This is a genomic window from Clavibacter phaseoli (assembly GCF_021922925.1).
In the GTDB taxonomy this organism is placed as follows: domain Bacteria; phylum Actinomycetota; class Actinomycetes; order Actinomycetales; family Microbacteriaceae; genus Clavibacter; species Clavibacter phaseoli.
This window is the reverse complement of sequence record NZ_CP040786.1, coordinates 2,966,832-2,983,321: the sequence shown is the minus strand read 5'-3', so window position 1 is coordinate 2,983,321 and position 16,490 is coordinate 2,966,832. Positions and strand designations below refer to the sequence as shown.

At 72.7% G+C, this 16,490-nt stretch carries 18 protein-coding genes and 1 tRNA gene; 4 read left to right on the top strand and 15 right to left on the bottom strand.

Annotated features, from left to right (window positions below; translation table 11 throughout):
* Positions 1 to 23: 23 nt before the first annotated feature.
* A complete protein-coding gene (locus FGI33_RS14245) occupies positions 24 to 269 on the bottom strand; it encodes a hypothetical protein (protein ID WP_119435323.1) in 246 nt (81 codons plus the stop codon).
* Positions 270 to 449: 180 nt separating this feature from the next.
* Here FGI33_RS14245 and FGI33_RS14240 point away from each other — a divergent pair, with 180 nt between their 5' ends.
* Positions 450 to 1,112 carry a YqaJ viral recombinase family protein gene (locus FGI33_RS14240; RefSeq protein WP_043584215.1) on the top strand — a complete coding sequence of 221 codons (663 nt, stop codon included), beginning with the start codon at positions 450 to 452 and terminating at the stop codon, positions 1,110 to 1,112.
* Between the two features lie 265 nt (positions 1,113 to 1,377).
* The gene (locus FGI33_RS14235) at positions 1,378 to 2,334 is read left to right on the top strand and encodes an NADP-dependent oxidoreductase (RefSeq protein ID WP_119402501.1); all 957 of its coding nucleotides are present in this window, start codon (positions 1,378 to 1,380) and stop codon (positions 2,332 to 2,334) included.
* A 103-nt stretch (positions 2,335 to 2,437) separates the two neighbouring features.
* Here FGI33_RS14235 and FGI33_RS14230 read toward each other — a convergent pair whose 3' ends face one another.
* Genes FGI33_RS14230 through FGI33_RS14210 form a run of 5 tightly spaced genes read right to left on the bottom strand, consistent with a single transcriptional unit; the run spans position 2,438 to position 7,800 of the window.
* Positions 2,438 to 3,649 (bottom strand): serine hydrolase domain-containing protein, encoded by a 1,212-nt coding sequence (locus FGI33_RS14230; protein ID WP_237582051.1) that lies wholly within the window; start codon positions 3,647 to 3,649, stop codon positions 2,438 to 2,440.
* On the bottom strand, positions 3,646 to 4,638 hold the full coding sequence (locus tag FGI33_RS14225) for a glycoside hydrolase family protein (protein WP_237582050.1): 993 nt from the start codon (positions 4,636 to 4,638) through the stop codon (positions 3,646 to 3,648). The genes FGI33_RS14230 and FGI33_RS14225 overlap by 4 nt, the downstream gene beginning before the upstream one ends.
* On the bottom strand, positions 4,638 to 5,462 hold the full coding sequence (locus FGI33_RS14220; protein ID WP_119435503.1) for a carbohydrate ABC transporter permease: 825 nt from the start codon (positions 5,460 to 5,462) through the stop codon (positions 4,638 to 4,640). The genes FGI33_RS14225 and FGI33_RS14220 overlap by 1 nt, the downstream gene beginning before the upstream one ends.
* Positions 5,462 to 6,454, bottom strand: coding sequence for a carbohydrate ABC transporter permease (locus FGI33_RS14215; protein ID WP_194675258.1), 993 nt, complete (start codon positions 6,452 to 6,454; stop codon positions 5,462 to 5,464). Before FGI33_RS14215 ends, FGI33_RS14220 begins: the two co-directional genes overlap by 1 nt.
* Complete coding sequence (locus tag FGI33_RS14210) at positions 6,451 to 7,800, bottom strand: ABC transporter substrate-binding protein (protein ID WP_119435429.1); 1,350 nt, start codon at positions 7,798 to 7,800, stop codon at positions 6,451 to 6,453. Before FGI33_RS14210 ends, FGI33_RS14215 begins: the two co-directional genes overlap by 4 nt.
* Before the next feature lie 200 nt (positions 7,801 to 8,000).
* On the opposite strand from FGI33_RS14210, the gene FGI33_RS14205 reads away from it, so the two are divergent.
* Positions 8,001 to 9,086, top strand: a complete 1,086-nt coding sequence (locus FGI33_RS14205; protein WP_237582049.1) for a LacI family DNA-binding transcriptional regulator — start codon at positions 8,001 to 8,003, stop codon at positions 9,084 to 9,086.
* Between the two features lie 25 nt (positions 9,087 to 9,111).
* Here the strand turns inward: FGI33_RS14205 and FGI33_RS14200 are convergent, their stop codons facing one another.
* The 6 genes from FGI33_RS14200 to FGI33_RS14175 form a co-directional block, all read right to left on the bottom strand.
* Positions 9,112 to 9,717, bottom strand: a complete 606-nt coding sequence (locus tag FGI33_RS14200; RefSeq protein ID WP_182623271.1) for a GNAT family N-acetyltransferase — start codon at positions 9,715 to 9,717, stop codon at positions 9,112 to 9,114.
* A gap of 149 nt (positions 9,718 to 9,866) precedes the next feature.
* Positions 9,867 to 10,553 carry a 50S ribosomal protein L1 gene (gene rplA / locus FGI33_RS14195; protein WP_119434111.1) on the bottom strand — a complete coding sequence of 229 codons (687 nt, stop codon included), beginning with the start codon at positions 10,551 to 10,553 and terminating at the stop codon, positions 9,867 to 9,869.
* 101 nt (positions 10,554 to 10,654) lie between these two features.
* Entirely contained in the window at positions 10,655 to 11,086 is a 432-nt protein-coding gene (gene rplK / locus FGI33_RS14190; protein WP_012039476.1) for a 50S ribosomal protein L11, read from the bottom strand.
* 53 nt (positions 11,087 to 11,139) lie between these two features.
* Complete coding sequence (nusG, locus tag FGI33_RS14185) at positions 11,140 to 12,174, bottom strand: transcription termination/antitermination protein NusG (protein WP_119401678.1); 1,035 nt, start codon at positions 12,172 to 12,174, stop codon at positions 11,140 to 11,142.
* A 187-nt stretch (positions 12,175 to 12,361) separates the two neighbouring features.
* Positions 12,362 to 12,634: a preprotein translocase subunit SecE gene (gene secE / locus FGI33_RS14180; RefSeq protein WP_012039478.1), complete on the bottom strand. Its 273-nt coding sequence runs from the start codon at positions 12,632 to 12,634 to the stop codon at positions 12,362 to 12,364.
* An 87-nt stretch (positions 12,635 to 12,721) separates the two neighbouring features.
* Positions 12,722 to 12,794: transfer RNA gene (locus FGI33_RS14175), tRNA-Trp, on the bottom strand.
* Between the two features lie 189 nt (positions 12,795 to 12,983).
* On the opposite strand from FGI33_RS14175, the gene FGI33_RS14170 reads away from it, so the two are divergent.
* On the top strand, positions 12,984 to 14,201 hold the full coding sequence (locus FGI33_RS14170; RefSeq protein WP_182478385.1) for a pyridoxal phosphate-dependent aminotransferase: 1,218 nt from the start codon (positions 12,984 to 12,986) through the stop codon (positions 14,199 to 14,201).
* Between the two features lie 33 nt (positions 14,202 to 14,234).
* On the opposite strand, the gene FGI33_RS14165 is transcribed toward FGI33_RS14170, so the two are convergent.
* Genes FGI33_RS14165 through FGI33_RS14155 form a run of 3 tightly spaced genes read right to left on the bottom strand, consistent with a single transcriptional unit; the run spans position 14,235 to position 16,283 of the window.
* Positions 14,235 to 15,389: a UDP-N-acetylmuramate dehydrogenase gene (locus FGI33_RS14165; protein WP_119434113.1), complete on the bottom strand. Its 1,155-nt coding sequence runs from the start codon at positions 15,387 to 15,389 to the stop codon at positions 14,235 to 14,237.
* A gap of 7 nt (positions 15,390 to 15,396) precedes the next feature.
* Positions 15,397 to 15,837 (bottom strand): MaoC family dehydratase, encoded by a 441-nt coding sequence (locus tag FGI33_RS14160; RefSeq protein ID WP_237582048.1) that lies wholly within the window; start codon positions 15,835 to 15,837, stop codon positions 15,397 to 15,399.
* Complete coding sequence (locus FGI33_RS14155; protein WP_119434114.1) at positions 15,834 to 16,283, bottom strand: FAS1-like dehydratase domain-containing protein; 450 nt, start codon at positions 16,281 to 16,283, stop codon at positions 15,834 to 15,836. Before FGI33_RS14155 ends, FGI33_RS14160 begins: the two co-directional genes overlap by 4 nt.
* Positions 16,284 to 16,490 lie beyond the last annotated feature (207 nt).

Below are 16,490 nucleotides of genomic sequence, written 5' to 3'. Positions count from 1 at the left end.
TCGACGGGTCCACGGCGCGGGCGTCAGCGGGGCTTCTGCTGGCTGCTGCAGGAGCAGCACGTGCTGCAGCACAGGGTGACGTCGGCCATCACGACCTCCGCCTCCCGCCCGCGGTGCGTGATGGTGAAGCCGAACGCCTCGGCGAGCAGGGCGTCGGCGCGCGCGGCGTCGACCTCCCCGTCGCGCGCGGCGGACGCGTCCGCGAGCGCCGTTCCTCCCACGAGCTCGGTTCCTTCCGTGAGCTCGGTTCCTTCCATGAGCAGGGTCATGCCGTTTCCTCTCTCTCCATGCGGGTGGTGGTGGGACGACGCTTTTCTAGCACGATCTTCCGTGCCCTGGGCGGATGCGCATCGGCTGTTGACAACGCATCCCGGAGGCGGCACGATCCGCCCGCGTCGAGGCGGCCCGCGTCGGATCCGGCGCGTACCCTGGAGCCCGTGACGGACGAGATGCTGGCCTTCCCCTGGGAGGACGACCTCGCCCCCGCGGCTCCCGCGCCGCCGCCTCCCCCGCCGCACCTGACGCGCATCGTCGCCCACTCGTCGGATCGCGTCGCCTGGCTCCGCGCCCGCAGCTTCGGCATCACCGCGACCGACGTGGCGCGCCTCGCCACCGACGCCTCGCTGCAGGCCGTCGCGCTCGAGAAGCTCTACGGATCGGGCTTCGGCGGCAACCGCTACACGGACCACGGCCGGGAGCGCGAGCCGGAGATCGCCCGCTGGGTCGAGGCGGAGCACGGCATCGTCCCGAGCGCGCACCTGTTCCACGCGGAGGGGCAGCGCCGCCACCTCGCGACCCCCGACGGCGTGGGCCTGCGGGCCGACGGACGGCTCGAGCTCGCGGAGATCAAGACGACCGCGAAGCCGTGGCGCAGCGTCCCGCGCAACTACCTGCGCCAGATCTGGTGGCAGCAGTACGTGCTCGGCGCCGAGCGCTCGCTCATCGTGTGGGAGCAGCACGTGGACTTCGTGCCCGTGCACGACATCCCGAAGTGGAAGTGGATCGACCGCGACGAGGCCGAGATCGCCGCGCTCGTGGCGCGCGCGAACGACCTCATCGCGCTCATCGTGCGGATGGCGAACGCGCCGGCGGGAGCCCGCGGCCTGGCCTGAGCCGCGCGCTCGCGCCGCCCGCGCCCGCCTCGTCGACGAGTGCCCTCGGCATTCTTCTCGCCCGGGGAACACCGTGGAAACACGCCCGACTCACGCGGCGACTTCACTGGACGAGCGGGGGGCCAGGTGGGATCCACCATGCCGCCGCGTTCCGAGGAGGGGTCGCACGATGAGCCAGGTCATCCAGTCCAGAGCCGGCGTCGCCGCGGAGGCCGAGCGGAATCGGGCGGCCGCCGCCATCGCCCTCGCGCCCCACGGGGAGACCATGCGCGCGGTCGTCGTCACGGAGACCGGCGGGCCGGACGTGCTGCACGTCGCGGACGTCCCGGTGCCGCGCCGCCTCGACTCGGAGGTGCTCGTGAAGGTCGTCGCCGCGGGCGTGAACCCCATCGACCTGCGGCTGCGCGCGGGCGAGCCCGGCGGTCCGGCGATCGGCAGCGTGCCCGCGGTGCTCGGTCGTGACTTCAGCGGCGTCGTGGTCGAGTCGCCCTACGAGGACCACGCGCTGCATCCGGGCGACGAGGTGTTCGGCCTCGCGATGGTGCCGCGGATGCCCGGCAGCTACGCCCCCTACATCGCCGTCCCCAGCGTGAGCCTCGCCCGGAAGCCCGCCCGGCTCTCGCACGTGGAGGCCGCGGCGACGCCCGTCAGCGCCCTCACCGCGTGGGGCATGGTCGTCGACATCGGCAAGGCGCACGAGGGTCAGGTCGTCCTGGTGCACGCGGGCGCGGGCGGCGTCGGCCACTTCGCGGTGCAGTTCGCGCGCCACTTCGGCGCCCGGGTCGTCGCGACGGGCTCGCCCCGCAACGTCGACTGGCTCGCGGAGCTCGGCGCCGACGAGGTCATCGACCGCACGCAGGTGCGCTTCGAGGACGTGCTCGCCGACGTCGACGTCGTGATCGACCTGGTCGGCAACTGCACGGACGACACCGGCACGCGCTCGCTGCAGGTCCTCCGCCGCGGTGGCCTCCTGGTCAGCGCGCCCGTCCGCGGCTGGCCGACGCTCGTGCAGGACGCCGCGGCGGTCGGCGTGCGCGCCACGCACTACGAGGTCGCGCCCGACGGGCAGAAGCTCGCGGTGATCTCCCGCCTCCTGGAGTCGGGCGACATCAAGGTCTACGTCGACGAGGTCTTCGACCTGGAGGACGCCGCCGAGGCGCACCGGCACATGGAGAGCGGGCACGCCCGCGGCAAGGTCGTGCTGAACGTGGCGCGGGGCTGACCTGCGCCGACAGGCAAGGTCGTGCTGAACGTGGCGCGGGGCTGACCTGCGCCGACAGGCAAGGTCGTGCTGAACGTGGCGCGGGGCTGACCTGCCCCCCCGCTCAGCCGCCCAGCGCCTCCCGCAGCGCGTCGACGATCCGGGTCCCGCGGTCGTCGTCGGCCTCCATCCGGTTGCTGAGGAACGCGAAGCCCACCCGGTGCTCGACGTCGGCGAACGCGACCTGGCCGCCGGCGCCGTCGTGGCCGAGGCTGCCGGATCCGAGGTAGCGGCGCGCGGCCGAGTCGAGCTGGAAGCCCATGCCCCAGCGCGGCCACGGGCCCGGCACGTCGAACGCGGGCGGCTCGTCGCCGCCGGAGACGGGACGGGTCGCGAGGCGGATCGTGTCGTCGTCGAGCAGGCGCACGCCCGCGGTCTCCACGACCACGGCCGACCAGACGGCGGCGAGCGCGTGGGCCGTGCCGATGCCGCCGGCGCCGGGGATCTCCGCCGCCTGCACGTCCGCGCGCGAGAAGCCCGCGTCGTCGCCCACGAGCTCCAGCGGCAGCGCGCCGCCGAGGGTGAGCGCGCGCAGCGGCAGGTCGGATCCGCCCGCCGCCGCCTCCGCCCGCTGCCGGGAGGTGAGCTCCCGCAGCGTCGTGCCCACGCGCATGCGCGCGACGCGCTCGCCGACCCCGGGCGGGATCCCGATCCAGGCGTCCACCCCCAGCGGCCCGGTCGCGAGCTCCCGGAACCACGCGCCCGGCATGAGCCCGGTGACCCTCCGCACGATCTCGCCAGTCAGCCAGCCGTGCGTGATGGCGTGGTAGGCCCACGCCGTGCCGGGCTCCCAGCGCGGCTCCTCCGCCGCGACGAGCGCGGTCGCGCGATCCCAGTCGACGAGGTCGGACAGCGTCCAGTCCACGCGCGGCGCCGCGAGCCCGGCCCGGTGCGCGAGCGCGTCCGCGACCCGCGTGCCCGCCTTGCCGGCCCGCGCGTACTCCGACCACAGCTCGGCGACCGGCTGGTCGTAGCGCAGCCGCCCGTCCTGCACGAGGCGCGCCACGAGGATCGACATGACCCCCTTGGTCGCGGAGAACAGCACGCTCGGGGTGTCGAGCCCCCACCCGCGGCCGGTCACGTCGTCGGCGACGCCGCCCGCCAGGTCCACGACCACGTCGCCGCGGTGCCGGATGGAGAGCGCGGCGCCCGTGCCGACGTCGGACGCGACGGCGTTAGCGAACGCGCGCCGCACGCCCTCGAAGCCGGGCGCGACCCAGCCGACCACGCCGTCGACGCGCGTCCCGGCGCCGACGTCGGCGCCCGCGCCGGTCACGACGCGGCCCCGGCGGGCACCGCGACCAGCAGGCCGGCCCCGTCCCATCGCACGGGCACCGGATCCGGGATGCGGCCGACGAACGAGCCGCCAGCGCCGGCGTCCTCGAAGCCGAGGAGCGCCGGGCCCGACGGCGTCCGCACGATGCGCGCGGCGTACAGCCCCGCGCCGTGCAGGAGCCGGGCGCGCCCGATGTCCACGGGGCGGCCGAACGGCTGGTCGTCGTCGAGGGGCAGCGCGAAGACGCCGCCCTCCTGTCCGGCGCGCGCGCCCGCGAGGTCGGATCCCGCGCACGAGAAGACCAGCACCCGGCGGCCGTCGACCTCCGCGACCTGCAGCACCTCGAGGTGCGCGAACCCGGCGCCGGGCGCGCTGAGCGGCGCGGCGGCGGTCCAGGTCACGAGGTCGCGCGAGACCGCGTGCCCCACGACGCCGCGGTCGAGCGGATCCGCGTCGGGACCGGGCGCGGCGGCCCGCGACCGCGCGGTGACGAGCATGCGCCAGCCGTCGCCCGCGGGGTCCGGCTCGATCCAGGGATCCCGCCACGCCTCCTCGCGCCACGTGCCGTCGGCGAGCGTCTCGTACCAGCGCGGGTCGGCCGACAGCGCGGACACGCTCGCCTTCACCCACCGGTGCAGGTCGGTCGAGGTCGCCTGCAGCACGGTCTCCACGTTCACGCCCGCGTCGTCCCGCGGGAAGACCGAGCCCGTGTACGACATGCGCCAGAGGCCCGACGGGTCGCGCGTCACGCTGCCCGTCCACGTCGCGGACGCGTCCGGCGACCCGGCCGGCCCGTGCTCGAGCACGACGCCGTGGTCGGTCCACGTGACGAGGTCGGTCGAGGTCGCGTGGCCCACGGCCGCGTTCCGGTGCCGGAGGTCCGGATCCCCGAGCGAGGTCGGCGCGTGCAGGTAGAAGAGGTGCGTCGTGTCGCCGTCGACGGCGATCCACGAGTCCCAGACCCAGTGCCCGGGCAGCGCGAACGCCATCAGCCCTTCACCGCGCCCTGGAGCAGTGCCGCGATGAATTGCCGCTGGAAGATCACGTACACGATCACCGTCGGCAGCATCACGATGAGCGACGCCGCGAACAGCAGCGGCAGCGCGTCGATGTACTGGCCCTGGAACGCGCCGAGGGCCCCGGCCATGGTGCGCTCGCTCGGGTCGTCGATCATCACGAGCGGCAGCAGGAACTGGTTCCAGGTCCAGAGGAACAGCAGGATCCCGAGCGCCGAGAGCGCCGGCCGCGCGAGCGGCAGCTGGATGCTCCGGAACTCCTGCCAGATGCTCGCGCCGTCCACGCGCGCGGCCTCCGACAGCTCCCGCGGCACGCCCACGAAGTGCGCGCGCATCCAGAACACGCTGAACGGCATGTACAGCCCGATGAGCGGGAGGATGACCGCCCACCTGGTGTTGATCAGGCCGAATCCGGTCATCTGGTAGTACAGCGGGATGATGATCGCCTCGAACGGGATGGTCAGCCCGATGATCATGGCGACGAGCACGTACTTCCCGCCGGGCACCCGGAGGTTCCCGAGCGAGTAGCCGGCGAGCGTCGCGCAGACGAGGCTGACGGGCACGACCATCACCACGATGAACAGGCTCGAGAGCATCAGCGTGCCGATTTTCCCGACCGTGAACGCCGTGACGAAGTTCTCCCAGTAGGCCGGCGTCGGCCAGGAGAAGCCGTTGGGCAGCGAGTCGGGCGACTGCAGCGCGGCGGTGAGCATGCTGGCGAAGGGCAGCAGGGTGAGCACGAGGACCGCGATCAGCAGGATGCGGCCCACGACGAGCTCGGTGCGGTTGACGATCATCAGTCGCGCTCCCTCGAGAGTCGTTGGACGGGGAGCACGAGCAGCAGCACGAACACGAGCAGCACCACGCCGAACGCGGACGCGAGGCCCACCTGGCTCTGCACGAACGCGAGCCGGAAGATCTCGATGCCCGGCACGAGCGTCGTGGTGCCCGGCCCGCCCTTGGTGGTCGTGTAGATGATGTCGAACGTGCTCAGGGCGGCGATGACCGTGATGGTCACGAGCACCGCGATCTCCTGCCGGAGGCCCGGCAGGGTGATGGTGACGAACTCGCGGAAGAAGCCGGCGCCGTCGAGCCGCACGGCCTCGTAGAGCGAGCCGTCGATCTTGCCCATGCCCGTGAGCAGCAGCACGGTGCAGAGGCCCGTGAGCACCCAGGATCCGATGAGCCCGACCGCGGGCAGCGCCGTGCCGAAGTCGGCGAGCCAGGAGCGGGACAGGAAGCCGAGGCCCACCGCGTCGAGGATGGAGTTGATGGTGCCGGACTGCGCGTACATCCACGACCACGCGATGCCCGCCGCGACGAGCGGGACGATCTGCGGCAGGAACAGGATGGTGCGCGAGATCGACGCGAACGGGCCCTGCTTCATGCCGCGCAGGAGCGTGGCGAGCGCGAGGCCGGCGGTGATGGGGATCACCATGAAGAAGATCACGAGGATCAGCGCGTTGACGATGGGCGTCAGGAGCCGGGTGTCCGTGAAGATCTGCACGTAGTTGTCGAGGCCGATGAAGGTCGAGGCGCCGATCCCGTTCCACTTGTAGAACGAGTACTGCACCGCCGTGAGGAGCGGCCAGACGACGAACGCGGCGTAGGCCGCGACGGCCGGCAGCAGCATGATCCAGCCGACCATCGCGGTGCGACGGGCCTCGGGTCCGAGCCGGCGGCGCCTCGCGGGCGCGCGCCCGGGCCCGCTGCCGCGCGGGGACGGCCCCGCGGGGACGGCGGCGGTCGCCGTCGCCCCCGCGGGGATGGTGCGGTCCGTGGTGCTCACTGCGCGGCGAGGTCCTGCTCGTAGAACTCCTGCGTGGCCTTCAGGAAGTCCGCGGGCGTCATCTTGTCGGTGAGCAGCAGCTGCTCGTTCGGCTGGAGCGAGCCCTGGTAGATGCCGGCCGTGCTGTTCGCCATGAAGTCGACGAAGCCGTCGTCGTCCCCCACCACCGCGGACAGCTCGAGGGCCTTCGCGATGAGGCTGCCCTCCTGGGCGGTCGGCAGGGCCTGGGCCGGGTCGCCGCCGGGCGACGCGCCCGTCACGTCGACCACGATCTGGCGCGCCTTCTCGTCGGTCACGATCCAGTTCAGGAACGCGGCGACCACGTCGGCGTTCTTCGACTTGGCCGGGATGGCGAAGGTGTTGCCCGTGCCCATCGCGACGTGCTCCCCGCCCGCCTCGACCGGCGGCACGAGGGCGAACTGCGCGCCGCCCTGGCCGAGGGCCTTCTCGACGTTCGCGGCGTCCCAGTTGCCGTCCCACATGAACAGCCCCTGGCCGGCCGAGAAGTTCGACACCATCGTCGTGTAGTTGATGGCGTTGACGTCCGGCGGGAGGTACCCGGCCTTCGCCCAGTCCTGGAACTTCGTGGCGCCCTCGAGCGCCGCGTCGGTCTGGATGGTCGCGTCCGGCTTGTTGTACATCCAGTCGACGAGGTCCTGCTTGTCGCCGTACTGGTTGATGAGCGACTGGAGGATGAAGGTCCCCACGCCGTCCTGCATGCCCGTCTGGATGGGGAGCACGCCCGCGTCCTTCGCCTTCGCGAGGTCCGCCTCGAGCTCGTCCATGGTGGTCGGCATCTCGGTGATGCCCACCTGGTCGGCGAGCTGCTGGTTCATGTAGATGCCGGTGACGCTGTAGCCGATGCCGAACTGCCACAGCGAGCCCTCGCCGCGCACGCCCTGGTCGTCCATCCGGGCGCCCGCCAGCTGGCCCGCGGGGAAGCGGTCCCAGCCGTAGGCGTCGAAGTACGGGTCGAGGTTCGTGAGGAGCCCGTCCTTGACCGTGGTGCCGAGCGTCGACAGTCGGATCAGGTCCGGGGCGTCGTCGCTCGCGAGGAGGCGCGGCGTGTTCGCGAGGAGGTTCTGGAAGCTGTCGCGCGTGATGTCGAACGTCACGTTCGGGTGCTGCTTCGTGAACTCGGCCGTCAGCTCGTCCGTGACCGGGAAGCCGGTCTCGTCCTGGATCCGGATGGTGACGTCGTCCGTCGGGATCGCGGTGCTCACGTCGCCGGCGGGCGCGGAGGCGACGGGCGCGCTGCCGGGGGCGCAGCTCGCGAGGGCGAGCGCCGAGATCGCGGCGGCGGCGGTCAGCGCTGCCGCGCGTCCCGCCCTTCTCATGGTGGACATGCGGTGACTCCTTCGTCAGGTGATGCGGGGCGGGGCGGGCGGTGCGGGAGCCGCGGGCAGCGGTGCCAGCGGTGTGACAGGGTGGTGGTAAATCCATTTACCCGTTGCAGGAGATCATGCGCGCCGCGACGCCGGGTGTCAACCCGGCATCTCCGCGGTCGTCGGGTCACCGGATACGCTCACGAGGAGGAGGACGTCACATGCGCCAGAAGCGACCGACCCTGGCGGACGTGGCCCGGCTCGCCGGCCTCTCCCCGACGGCGGCGTCGCAGATCCTCAACGGCACGCCCGAGACGCGCTTCTCCGAGGACTCCCACCGCCGCGTCCTGGCCGCCGCCGCCGAGCTGAGCTACCGCCCCAACATGGGTGCGCGGGCCCTCCGCACCGACCGGTCGCTCACCATCGGCTTCATCTCCGACGTCGTCGCCACCACGCGCTTCGCGAGCGGCCTCATCCGCGGCGCGCTCGTCGAGGCCGAGCGCGCCGGGCACGTCGTGCTCGTGCTCGAGACCGGCGGCGAGGAGGCGCGCGAGGCCGAGGCCGTGTCCGCGGTGCTCGACCGCCAGGTCGACGGCATCGTCTTCGCCACCATGCGCGCACGGGAGCTCGTCGTCCCCGACGTGCCCGCCTCCACGCGCGTCGTGATGCTCAACGCCACCAGCCCCCACCACGGCAGCTCGGTGCTGCCGGACGAGGAGGAGGGCGGACGCCGCGCGGTGGACCTCCTCGCGGCCGCCGGCCACTCCGACGGCATCGCGCTCCTCGGCAGCGACGTCGCGACCGAGCGGAGCCTCTTCCGCTCGGAGACCGTGGCCCGTCGGCTGCACGGGATCCGCGCCGAGATGGCCGAGCTCGGCCTGCGCTTCGCGGCGGAGCGGTCGTGCGGGGACTGGGAGCCGGACGCCGGCTACGAGGCCGCGGGCGCGATCCTGGACTCAGCGCCCGGGACCCGCGCGATCCTCTGCCTGAACGACCGCCTGGCGTTCGGCGCGTACCAGGCGTGCCAGGAGCGCGGGATCCGCGTCGGCACCGACGTCTCGCTCGTCGGCTTCGACAACGACGAGCTGGCGTCCTACCTGCGGCCAGGCCTCACGACCATCGCCCTCCCGCACGAGGAGATGGGACGCGAGGCGGTCCGGCTCGTCCTGCGCGACGCGGAGCCGGGCGAGCGCCTCGTGGGGATGCCCGTGGTCGAGCGCGGCTCGATCGCCCCCGTCACCCCGGCGGACGGCGGCGCGGCCGGGGTCGCGGCCGCGCGTCTGGCGGCCCTGGCGACGACGGCCTGACGGCGGGCGGCGCAGCCGCGGCGGCCTACGCGGTCGCGGTAGCGGTCGCGGCCAGCGCCTGCTCCATCACGTGGTCCGTCTCCACGGCGTCCGAGAGCCGGAACGAGCGCGTCCCCACGATGCGGAAGCCGCTGCGCTCGTAGAAGCGGATGGCGCGGGCGTTGTGCTCGTTGACGCCGAGCCAGATCCCGGCGTCGGCGTCCCGTCCCCGTTCCCCCGCGAGCTCGCGGGCGACCCGCAGCGTCGCCGCCATGAGCGGCCGCGCCAGCCCCGCGCCGTGCGACCCCCGCTCGACGTACACCTTGCTCAGCTCGACCTCGGGCCGCAGCCGCAGCGCTCCCGCCACGTCGGCGTCCGCGGGCGGCGCCGCCACGACCATCGTGTAGCCGACCGGCCGGCCCTCCACCTCCGCGAGCACGACCCGTCGCGCGGGATCCGCGAGGTGCGCCCGGAAGCGCGCGGGCGAGAGGACGGTGCGGATGTGCTCCGCGATCGCGGCGGCCGTCGTGGTCGGCGGGCACGCGAGCGCGAAGGTGCGGGCGGCGAGGGCGGCCACATCGTCCGCGTCGGCGGGCGCGGCGACGCGGAAGGAGGGGACGGCAGGGGCGACGGCGGGATCCGGGATGCTCACCCTGACGAGCCTAGGGAGCCGCGCGCCCCGGGGACGACGGAAGGGCCCGCCGGACCTCGACGGCCGCCTCCCCCGGAGACGACGGAAGGGCCCGCCGAGGCGGGCCCTTCCTGTGCTGCTGGTCGTGCGTGCGCTCGCGCGCGGCGGTGCTAGATGGAGTTGACGTCCACCGGGATGCCGGGGCCGAAGGTCGTGGAGACCGTGGCCTTCTGCACGTAGCGGCCCTTCGAGGAGGACGGCTTGAGGCGGACGATCTCCTCGAGCGCGGCGCCGACGTTCTCCGAGAGCTGCTCGGGCGAGAAGCTCGCCTTGCCGACCACGAAGTGGACGTTCGCGTGCTTGTCGACGCGGAACTCGATCTTGCCGCCCTTGATGTCGGACACCGCGCGCGCGACGTCCGGGGTGACCGTGCCGGTCTTCGGGTTGGGCATGAGGCCGCGCGGGCCGAGCACCTTGCCGAGACGACCGACCTTGCCCATGAGCTCGGGCGTCGAGACGGCGGAGTCGAACGACGTGTAGCCGCCCGCCACCTTCTCGATGAGCTCGTCGCCGCCGACCTCGTCGGCGCCGGCGGCGATGGCCGCCTCGGCCGCGGGGCCCGTCGCGAAGACGATGACGCGAGCGGTCTTGCCGGTACCGTGAGGAAGGATGACGGTGCCGCGGACCATCTGGTCTGCCTTGCGGGGGTCGACGCCGAGCTTGAGCGCGACCTCGACGGTGCTGTCGAACTTGCTGGAACCGGTCTCGCGCGCGAGCCCGACGGCCTCCGAGGCGGTGTACGCCTTCGTGAGGTCGATCTTCTCGGCTGCGGCCCGGTAGGCCTTTGACTTCGCCATTCGTGTCTCCTGATTCGAGAGTGCGGTTGATGTGAGCCTGGCCGGCTCTCCCGCGTGATGCTGGAGCGGATCCCGGTCGGGAGCCGCTGAGGTGGTGGAGGCTAGGCCTCGACCGTGATGCCCATGGAGCGGGCGGTGCCGGCGATGATCTTCGCCGCGGCGTCGATGTCGTTGGCGTTGAGGTCGGCCTGCTTCTGCTCGGCGATCTCGCGGACCTGGTCCATCGTGAGCTTCGCGACCTTGACCGTGTGCGGCGTGCCCGAGCCCTTGGCGACTCCGGCGGCCTTCTTGATGAGCTCCGCGGCCGGGGGCGTCTTGAGGATGAACGTGAACGTCCGGTCCTCGTAGACGGTGATCTCGACGGGGATGACGTTCCCGCGCTGAGCCTCGGTCTGGGCGTTGTACGCCTTGCAGAACTCCATGATGTTGACGCCGTGCTGTCCCAGCGCCGGCCCGATGGGCGGTGCGGGGTTGGCGGCGCCGGCCTTGATCTGCAGCTTGATCAGACCCGTGACCTTCTTCTTCGGTGCCATTTCTCTTCCTTCTTCTTGATTGCTAGATCGAGCGGGCCGCGCGGCCCGACCGCCTAGAGCTTGGTGACCTGGTCGAAGCTGAGCTCGACCGGGGTCTCGCGCTCGAACAGGGAGACGAGGACCGTGAGCTTGCCGCTCTCGGGCTTGATCTCGCTGATGGAGCCGGGGAGGCCCGCGAACGAGCCCTCCTTGATCGTGATGGTCTCGCCGATCTCGAAGTCGACCTCGGCGGCGACGACGCGCTGCGCCTGGCCGCCCTTGGTGGGCTGGCCCTTGACCTGCGCCACCTCCTTGATCTCGACGAGGCTCTTCAGCATGGAGAAGGCCTCCTCGAAGCGGAGGGGCGTGGGGTTGTGGGCGTTGCCCACGAACCCCGTGACGCCGGGGGTGTGGCGGACGACCGACCAGCTGTCCTCGTTGAGGCTCATGCGCACCAGCACGTAGCCGGGGATGCGCACGCGGTTGACCATCTTGCGCTGGCCGTTCTTGATCTCGACGACGTCCTCCATCGGGACCTCGATCTGGTAGATGTCGTCCTCCATGTTGAGCGACACCATGCGGTTCTCGATGTTGCTCTTCACGCGGCGCTCGAAGCCCGCGTAGGAGTGGATGACGTACCACTTGCCCGGCTTGGAGCGGAGCTCCTTGCGGAAGTCCTCGTAGGGGTCGACGTCGGCGTCATCCTCGGACGCGTCGGCGTCGGGCACCAGGTCGGCCTCGGCCTCGGCGATGTCGTCCGCGCTGGCGGGCGTGACGTCGGCGGGCTCGAGGGCCTCCTCGGCCGCCTCCTCCTCCGCCTCGTCGTCGGTCGCCTCGACGGCGGCCTCGGCCTCGTCGGCGGAGTCGATGTCGAGCGCGTCCTCGACGATGGCGTCGGCCTCGGGGTCCTCGACGGACTCCATCGCGTCGAGCGCGGCCGTCAGGTCGGTCTCGACCGAGTCGCCCTCGACGTGCAGGGCGGTGTGCTCCGCCGCGTCCGAGCTCTCCTCGGAGGACTCGATGGCGTGGCCCTCCTGGACCTCGTCCACCTCGGAGGACTGCTCCGCCGCGGGGGCGAGGTCGACGTCGTCGCGCTTGCTCTCAGCCAATGGATCTACTTCCCTCGTTCTTCGTCGTGCGTTGCCGTTCTGTGCCGTGCTGGTCCCGGGCGCCGGGCCGCGCGGATGCGGGACCCGTGAGGATCCGCGCCGCCGCCGTGCTCCGCGCGCGTGGACCCGTGGTCCGCGCGCCGCTCGCCCTCACGGCCCGTGCCGCCTCCGCGTGGAGACCCTGGTGCTAGGCGCCGTTGCCGAACACCACGATGGCGAGGTACCCGAACAGCTGGTCGAGCAGCGAGACGATCACCATCATGACGATGACGAAGGCCAGCACCACTCCCGTGAACGTCAGCAGCTCCTTGCGGGTGGGGGTGACCACCTTCTTGAGCTCCTGCACGACCTGCTTGATGAAGAGCACCAGGCGGGCGAAGGGGTTGCGTCGCGCGTCCCGCTGCTCGCGAGCCTGCGCGACGATCTCCTCGCTCGGCTCGTCGACGATCTTCCGCGCCACGCGTGGGTCCCTTCCTGCATTGCTCGGCTTCCGCCCGGAGTTCGGGCGAGCCGCGATGTCACGCGCCCGGGGACCCGTTCCATCTAGCAGGGCGGACAGGACTCGAACCTGCAACCTGCGGTTTTGGAGACCGCTGCTCTACCAATTGAGCCACCACCCTCTGCGTCGACACCCGCCTCCCCTCATGCGCCACGACCGTGCGAGCACGGACGCAAGAAGGCGCGGAAGAGCATGGCGGAGATACCGACCCGGACGAGTGTACCAGCATCCGCGGGCGCACGGTCGGGGGGCGGCCTGGCGGGCGTCGGGACCCGCGTGGCGGCGGGCGCGGATCCCTATGCTCACATGCATGGCCGAACCGCAGAGCACCGTCCCCCTCAGCCGCGTCTCCACCCGCATCGGATCCATCGCCGAGTCCGCGACCCTCAAGGTCGACGGCAAGGCCAAGGCCCTGCAGGCCGCCGGACGCCCCGTCATCAGCTTCGCGGCGGGCGAGCCCGACTTCCCGACGCCTGACTACGTGGTCGAGGCGGCGGTCGAGGCCGCGCGGGATCCCCGCAACCACCGCTACACCGCGGCCGCCGGCCTCCCCGACCTCCGCGAGGCGATCGCCGAGAAGACCCGCGCCTCCTCCGGCCTGGACGTGGGAATCGACCGGATCATCGTCACCAACGGCGGCAAGCAGGCCGTCTACCAGGCGTTCCAGACGCTGCTCGACCAGGGCGACGAGGTCCTCGTGCCCACGCCCTACTGGACCACCTACCCCGAGGCCATCCGCCTCGCGGGCGGCGTGCCCGTCGACGTCTTCGCGGGCGCCGACCAGGGCTACCTCGTGACCGTCGAGCAGCTCGAGGCCGCGTGGACGCCGCGCACCAAGGTGCTGCTGTTCGTCTCGCCCTCCAACCCCACGGGCGCCGTCTACTCGCGCGAGCAGACCCGCGAGATCGGCGAGTGGGCCGACTCCAAGGGCCTCTGGGTCATCAGCGACGAGATCTACCAGGACCTCGTCTACGACGGGGCCGAGGCCGCGAGCATCGTCGACGTGGTGCCGGCGCTGGCCGACCGCACGATCCTCGTCAACGGCGTCGCCAAGACGTACGCCATGACAGGCTGGCGCGTGGGATGGATGGTCGGCCCGGCGGACGCCATCAAGGCCGCGGGCAACCTGCAGTCGCACCTGTCGTCCAACGTCTCGAACGTCTCGCAGCGCGCGGCCATCGCGGCGCTCCGCGGACCCCGCGACACCGTCGACCGGATGCGCGAGGCCTTCGACCGCCGTCGCCGCACCATCGTCGCCGAGCTCGACGCCATCCCCGGCTTCGTCACGCCCACGCCGCAGGGCGCGTTCTACGTGTACCCCGACGTGACGGGCCTGTTCGGCCGCGACATCGACGGCGTCACCCCGACCACCTCGCTCGAGGTCGCCGACGTGCTGCTCGAGAAGGCCGAGGTCGCCGCGGTGCCCGGCGAGGCGTTCGGCCCGAGCGGGTTCCTGCGGTTCAGCTACGCGCTGGGCGACGAGGCGCTGCTCGAGGGCGTGCGCCGGATCCGCGACCTGCTGGCCTGATCCGCCGCCCGGCCCCCGCGGGTCGGCCCGCCCCTAGAGGGCGAGGCCGACCAGCACGGGCTCGGGCTGCAGGATCACGCCGTGCTCGCTCATCACGCGGCCCTGCACGTAGCGCGCGAGGGCGGCGACGTCCTCGGCGGTCGCGGTGCCGCGGTTGGTGAGCGCGAGCGTGTGCTTGGACGAGACCGCCGCCCCGGATCCCGGCAGCCGGAACCCGCGCCGCACGCCCGAGCGCTCGATGAGCCAGGCGGCGCTGAGCTTCACGCCCGCGGGCTCGCGACGGCGGCGCGCGGCGGCCTCGCGCTCGATGGCCTCCGCCACCTCCCACGGGTCGCCGAGCGGCACGACGAGGTCCTCGGGCGGATCCTCCTGCGGCCAGCGCGGGGCGTCGACCGGCAGCGTGCGGGCGAACGCGGCGCTGACGATGGGGTTGGTGAAGAACGACCCCGCGCTCCAGGTGTCGTGGTCCGCGTCGTCGAGCACCATGCCCTTGGACGCGCGGAGCGCCAGCACGGTCTCGCGCACGCGGGCGACGGGGACGCGGTCGCCGAGCTCCACGCCGAGCGCGGCCGCGAGCTGCGGGTAGGCGATCGGCAGGCCGAGCGCGTCGGGGCCCTCGCCGCGGGTGAGCGCGAAGTCGACCGAGAGCACGACGCCCACGCGGCCGCGCTTGAGCGCGGACGTGCGGTAGCCGAGGCCGAGGTCGGCGGCGCCCAAGCGCTCCACCTCGCCGGTCTCGTAGTCGAGGAAGTCGACGCCCTCGAGGACGTCGGCGACCTCCTGGCCGTACGCGCCGATGTTCTGGACGGGCGAGGCGCCGGTGGATCCGGGGATCCCCGAGAGCGCCTCGAGCCCCGCGAGGCCGTCGGCCACGGTGCGCGCGACGAGCGCATCCCACGGCTCGCCGGCCTGGACGCGGACGAGCACGGTGCCGTCGGCCCGCTCGTCCCCGACCTCGACGCCGCGGGTCGCGATGCGGATGACCGTGCCCTCGACGCCCTCGTCGGAGATGAGGGAGTTGGATCCGCCGCCGAGGACCATCCAGTCCTCGCCCACGGCCCACAGGCCGAGGAGGGTGTCGACCAGCTCGTCGCGCTCGCTCACGGTCACGAGCTCCTCGGCCGGACCGCCGACGCGCAGCGTGGTGAGGCCGGCGAGCGGGGCGTCGCGGTGGGTCTCGATCGTCACGGGGGCCCTACGCCAGCCGGACCTGCGCCTGGGCGCGGCCGAGGACGGTCTTCCCGTCGACGGACACGGCGATGTCGATGCGGACGGTGCCCGCCTCGGCGTCGACGGCGCCCACCTTGGCGACGATCGAGAGGTCCTGGCCGTCGGCGGGATCCACGACCACGGGCCGCGTGAACCGCACGCCGTAGGAGACGATGCGCGAGGGATCGCCCGCCCAGTCGGCCACGGGCTGCACGGCCTGGCCCATCGTGAGCATGCCGTGGGCGAGGACGCCCGGCAGCCCGACGGACGCGGCCACGTCGTCGCGGTAGTGGATGGGGTTGAAGTCGCCCGACGCGCCCGCGTAGCGGACGAGGGAGTCGCGCGTGAGGTGGATCGACCGCTCGGCGATGACGTCGCCCACGGCGAGGTCGGCGATCACGGGCACGGAGCCGGCCGCGGCGCTCACGCGTCGTCCCCGCGGACCACGAGGGTGGAGACGGCCGTGACGACGTGCGCGCCTGATCCGTCGACCATGGCGGACTCGGCGGTCACCATCGCGTTGCCGCCGAGGGTCGCCACCTTCGTGACGGTGAGCGTCGCGGTGAGCTCGTCGCCCGCGACCACCGGCCGGGTGTACGTGAACGCCTGCTCGCCGTGGACCACGCGGCTGAAGTCGATGCCGGCGTCGGGCTCGGCGAGCAGCTGCGCGAGCGTCGCCTCCTGCAGCACGACGGGGAACGTGCTCGGCGCGACCACGTCGGCGTGGCCGGCGGCGCGCGCCGCCTCGGGGTCGAGGTGGACGGGGTGGGTGGCGCCGACGGCGCGGGCGAACTCGCGCACCTTCTCGCGTCCCACCAGGTACGGGGCGGCGGCGGGGAGCACGCGACCCTGGAGGTCTGGATTCACTGGCACCGGACGATCCTACGCGGCGGGCGTCGGGTCATCCCGGGTACGCGAGAGCCCCGGCCCCCACTTCTCGTGGGGACCGGGGCCCGGGTCGCGATGCCGCTCGTGCGGCGTCAGCTGCCTACTGGCAGGAGTCGCACTGCAGGAGCTCCATGGGGTCGACGGGGATCGCGTAGCCGCCGACGGTGTCGTTGTTGTCGTAGTCCATGGGTG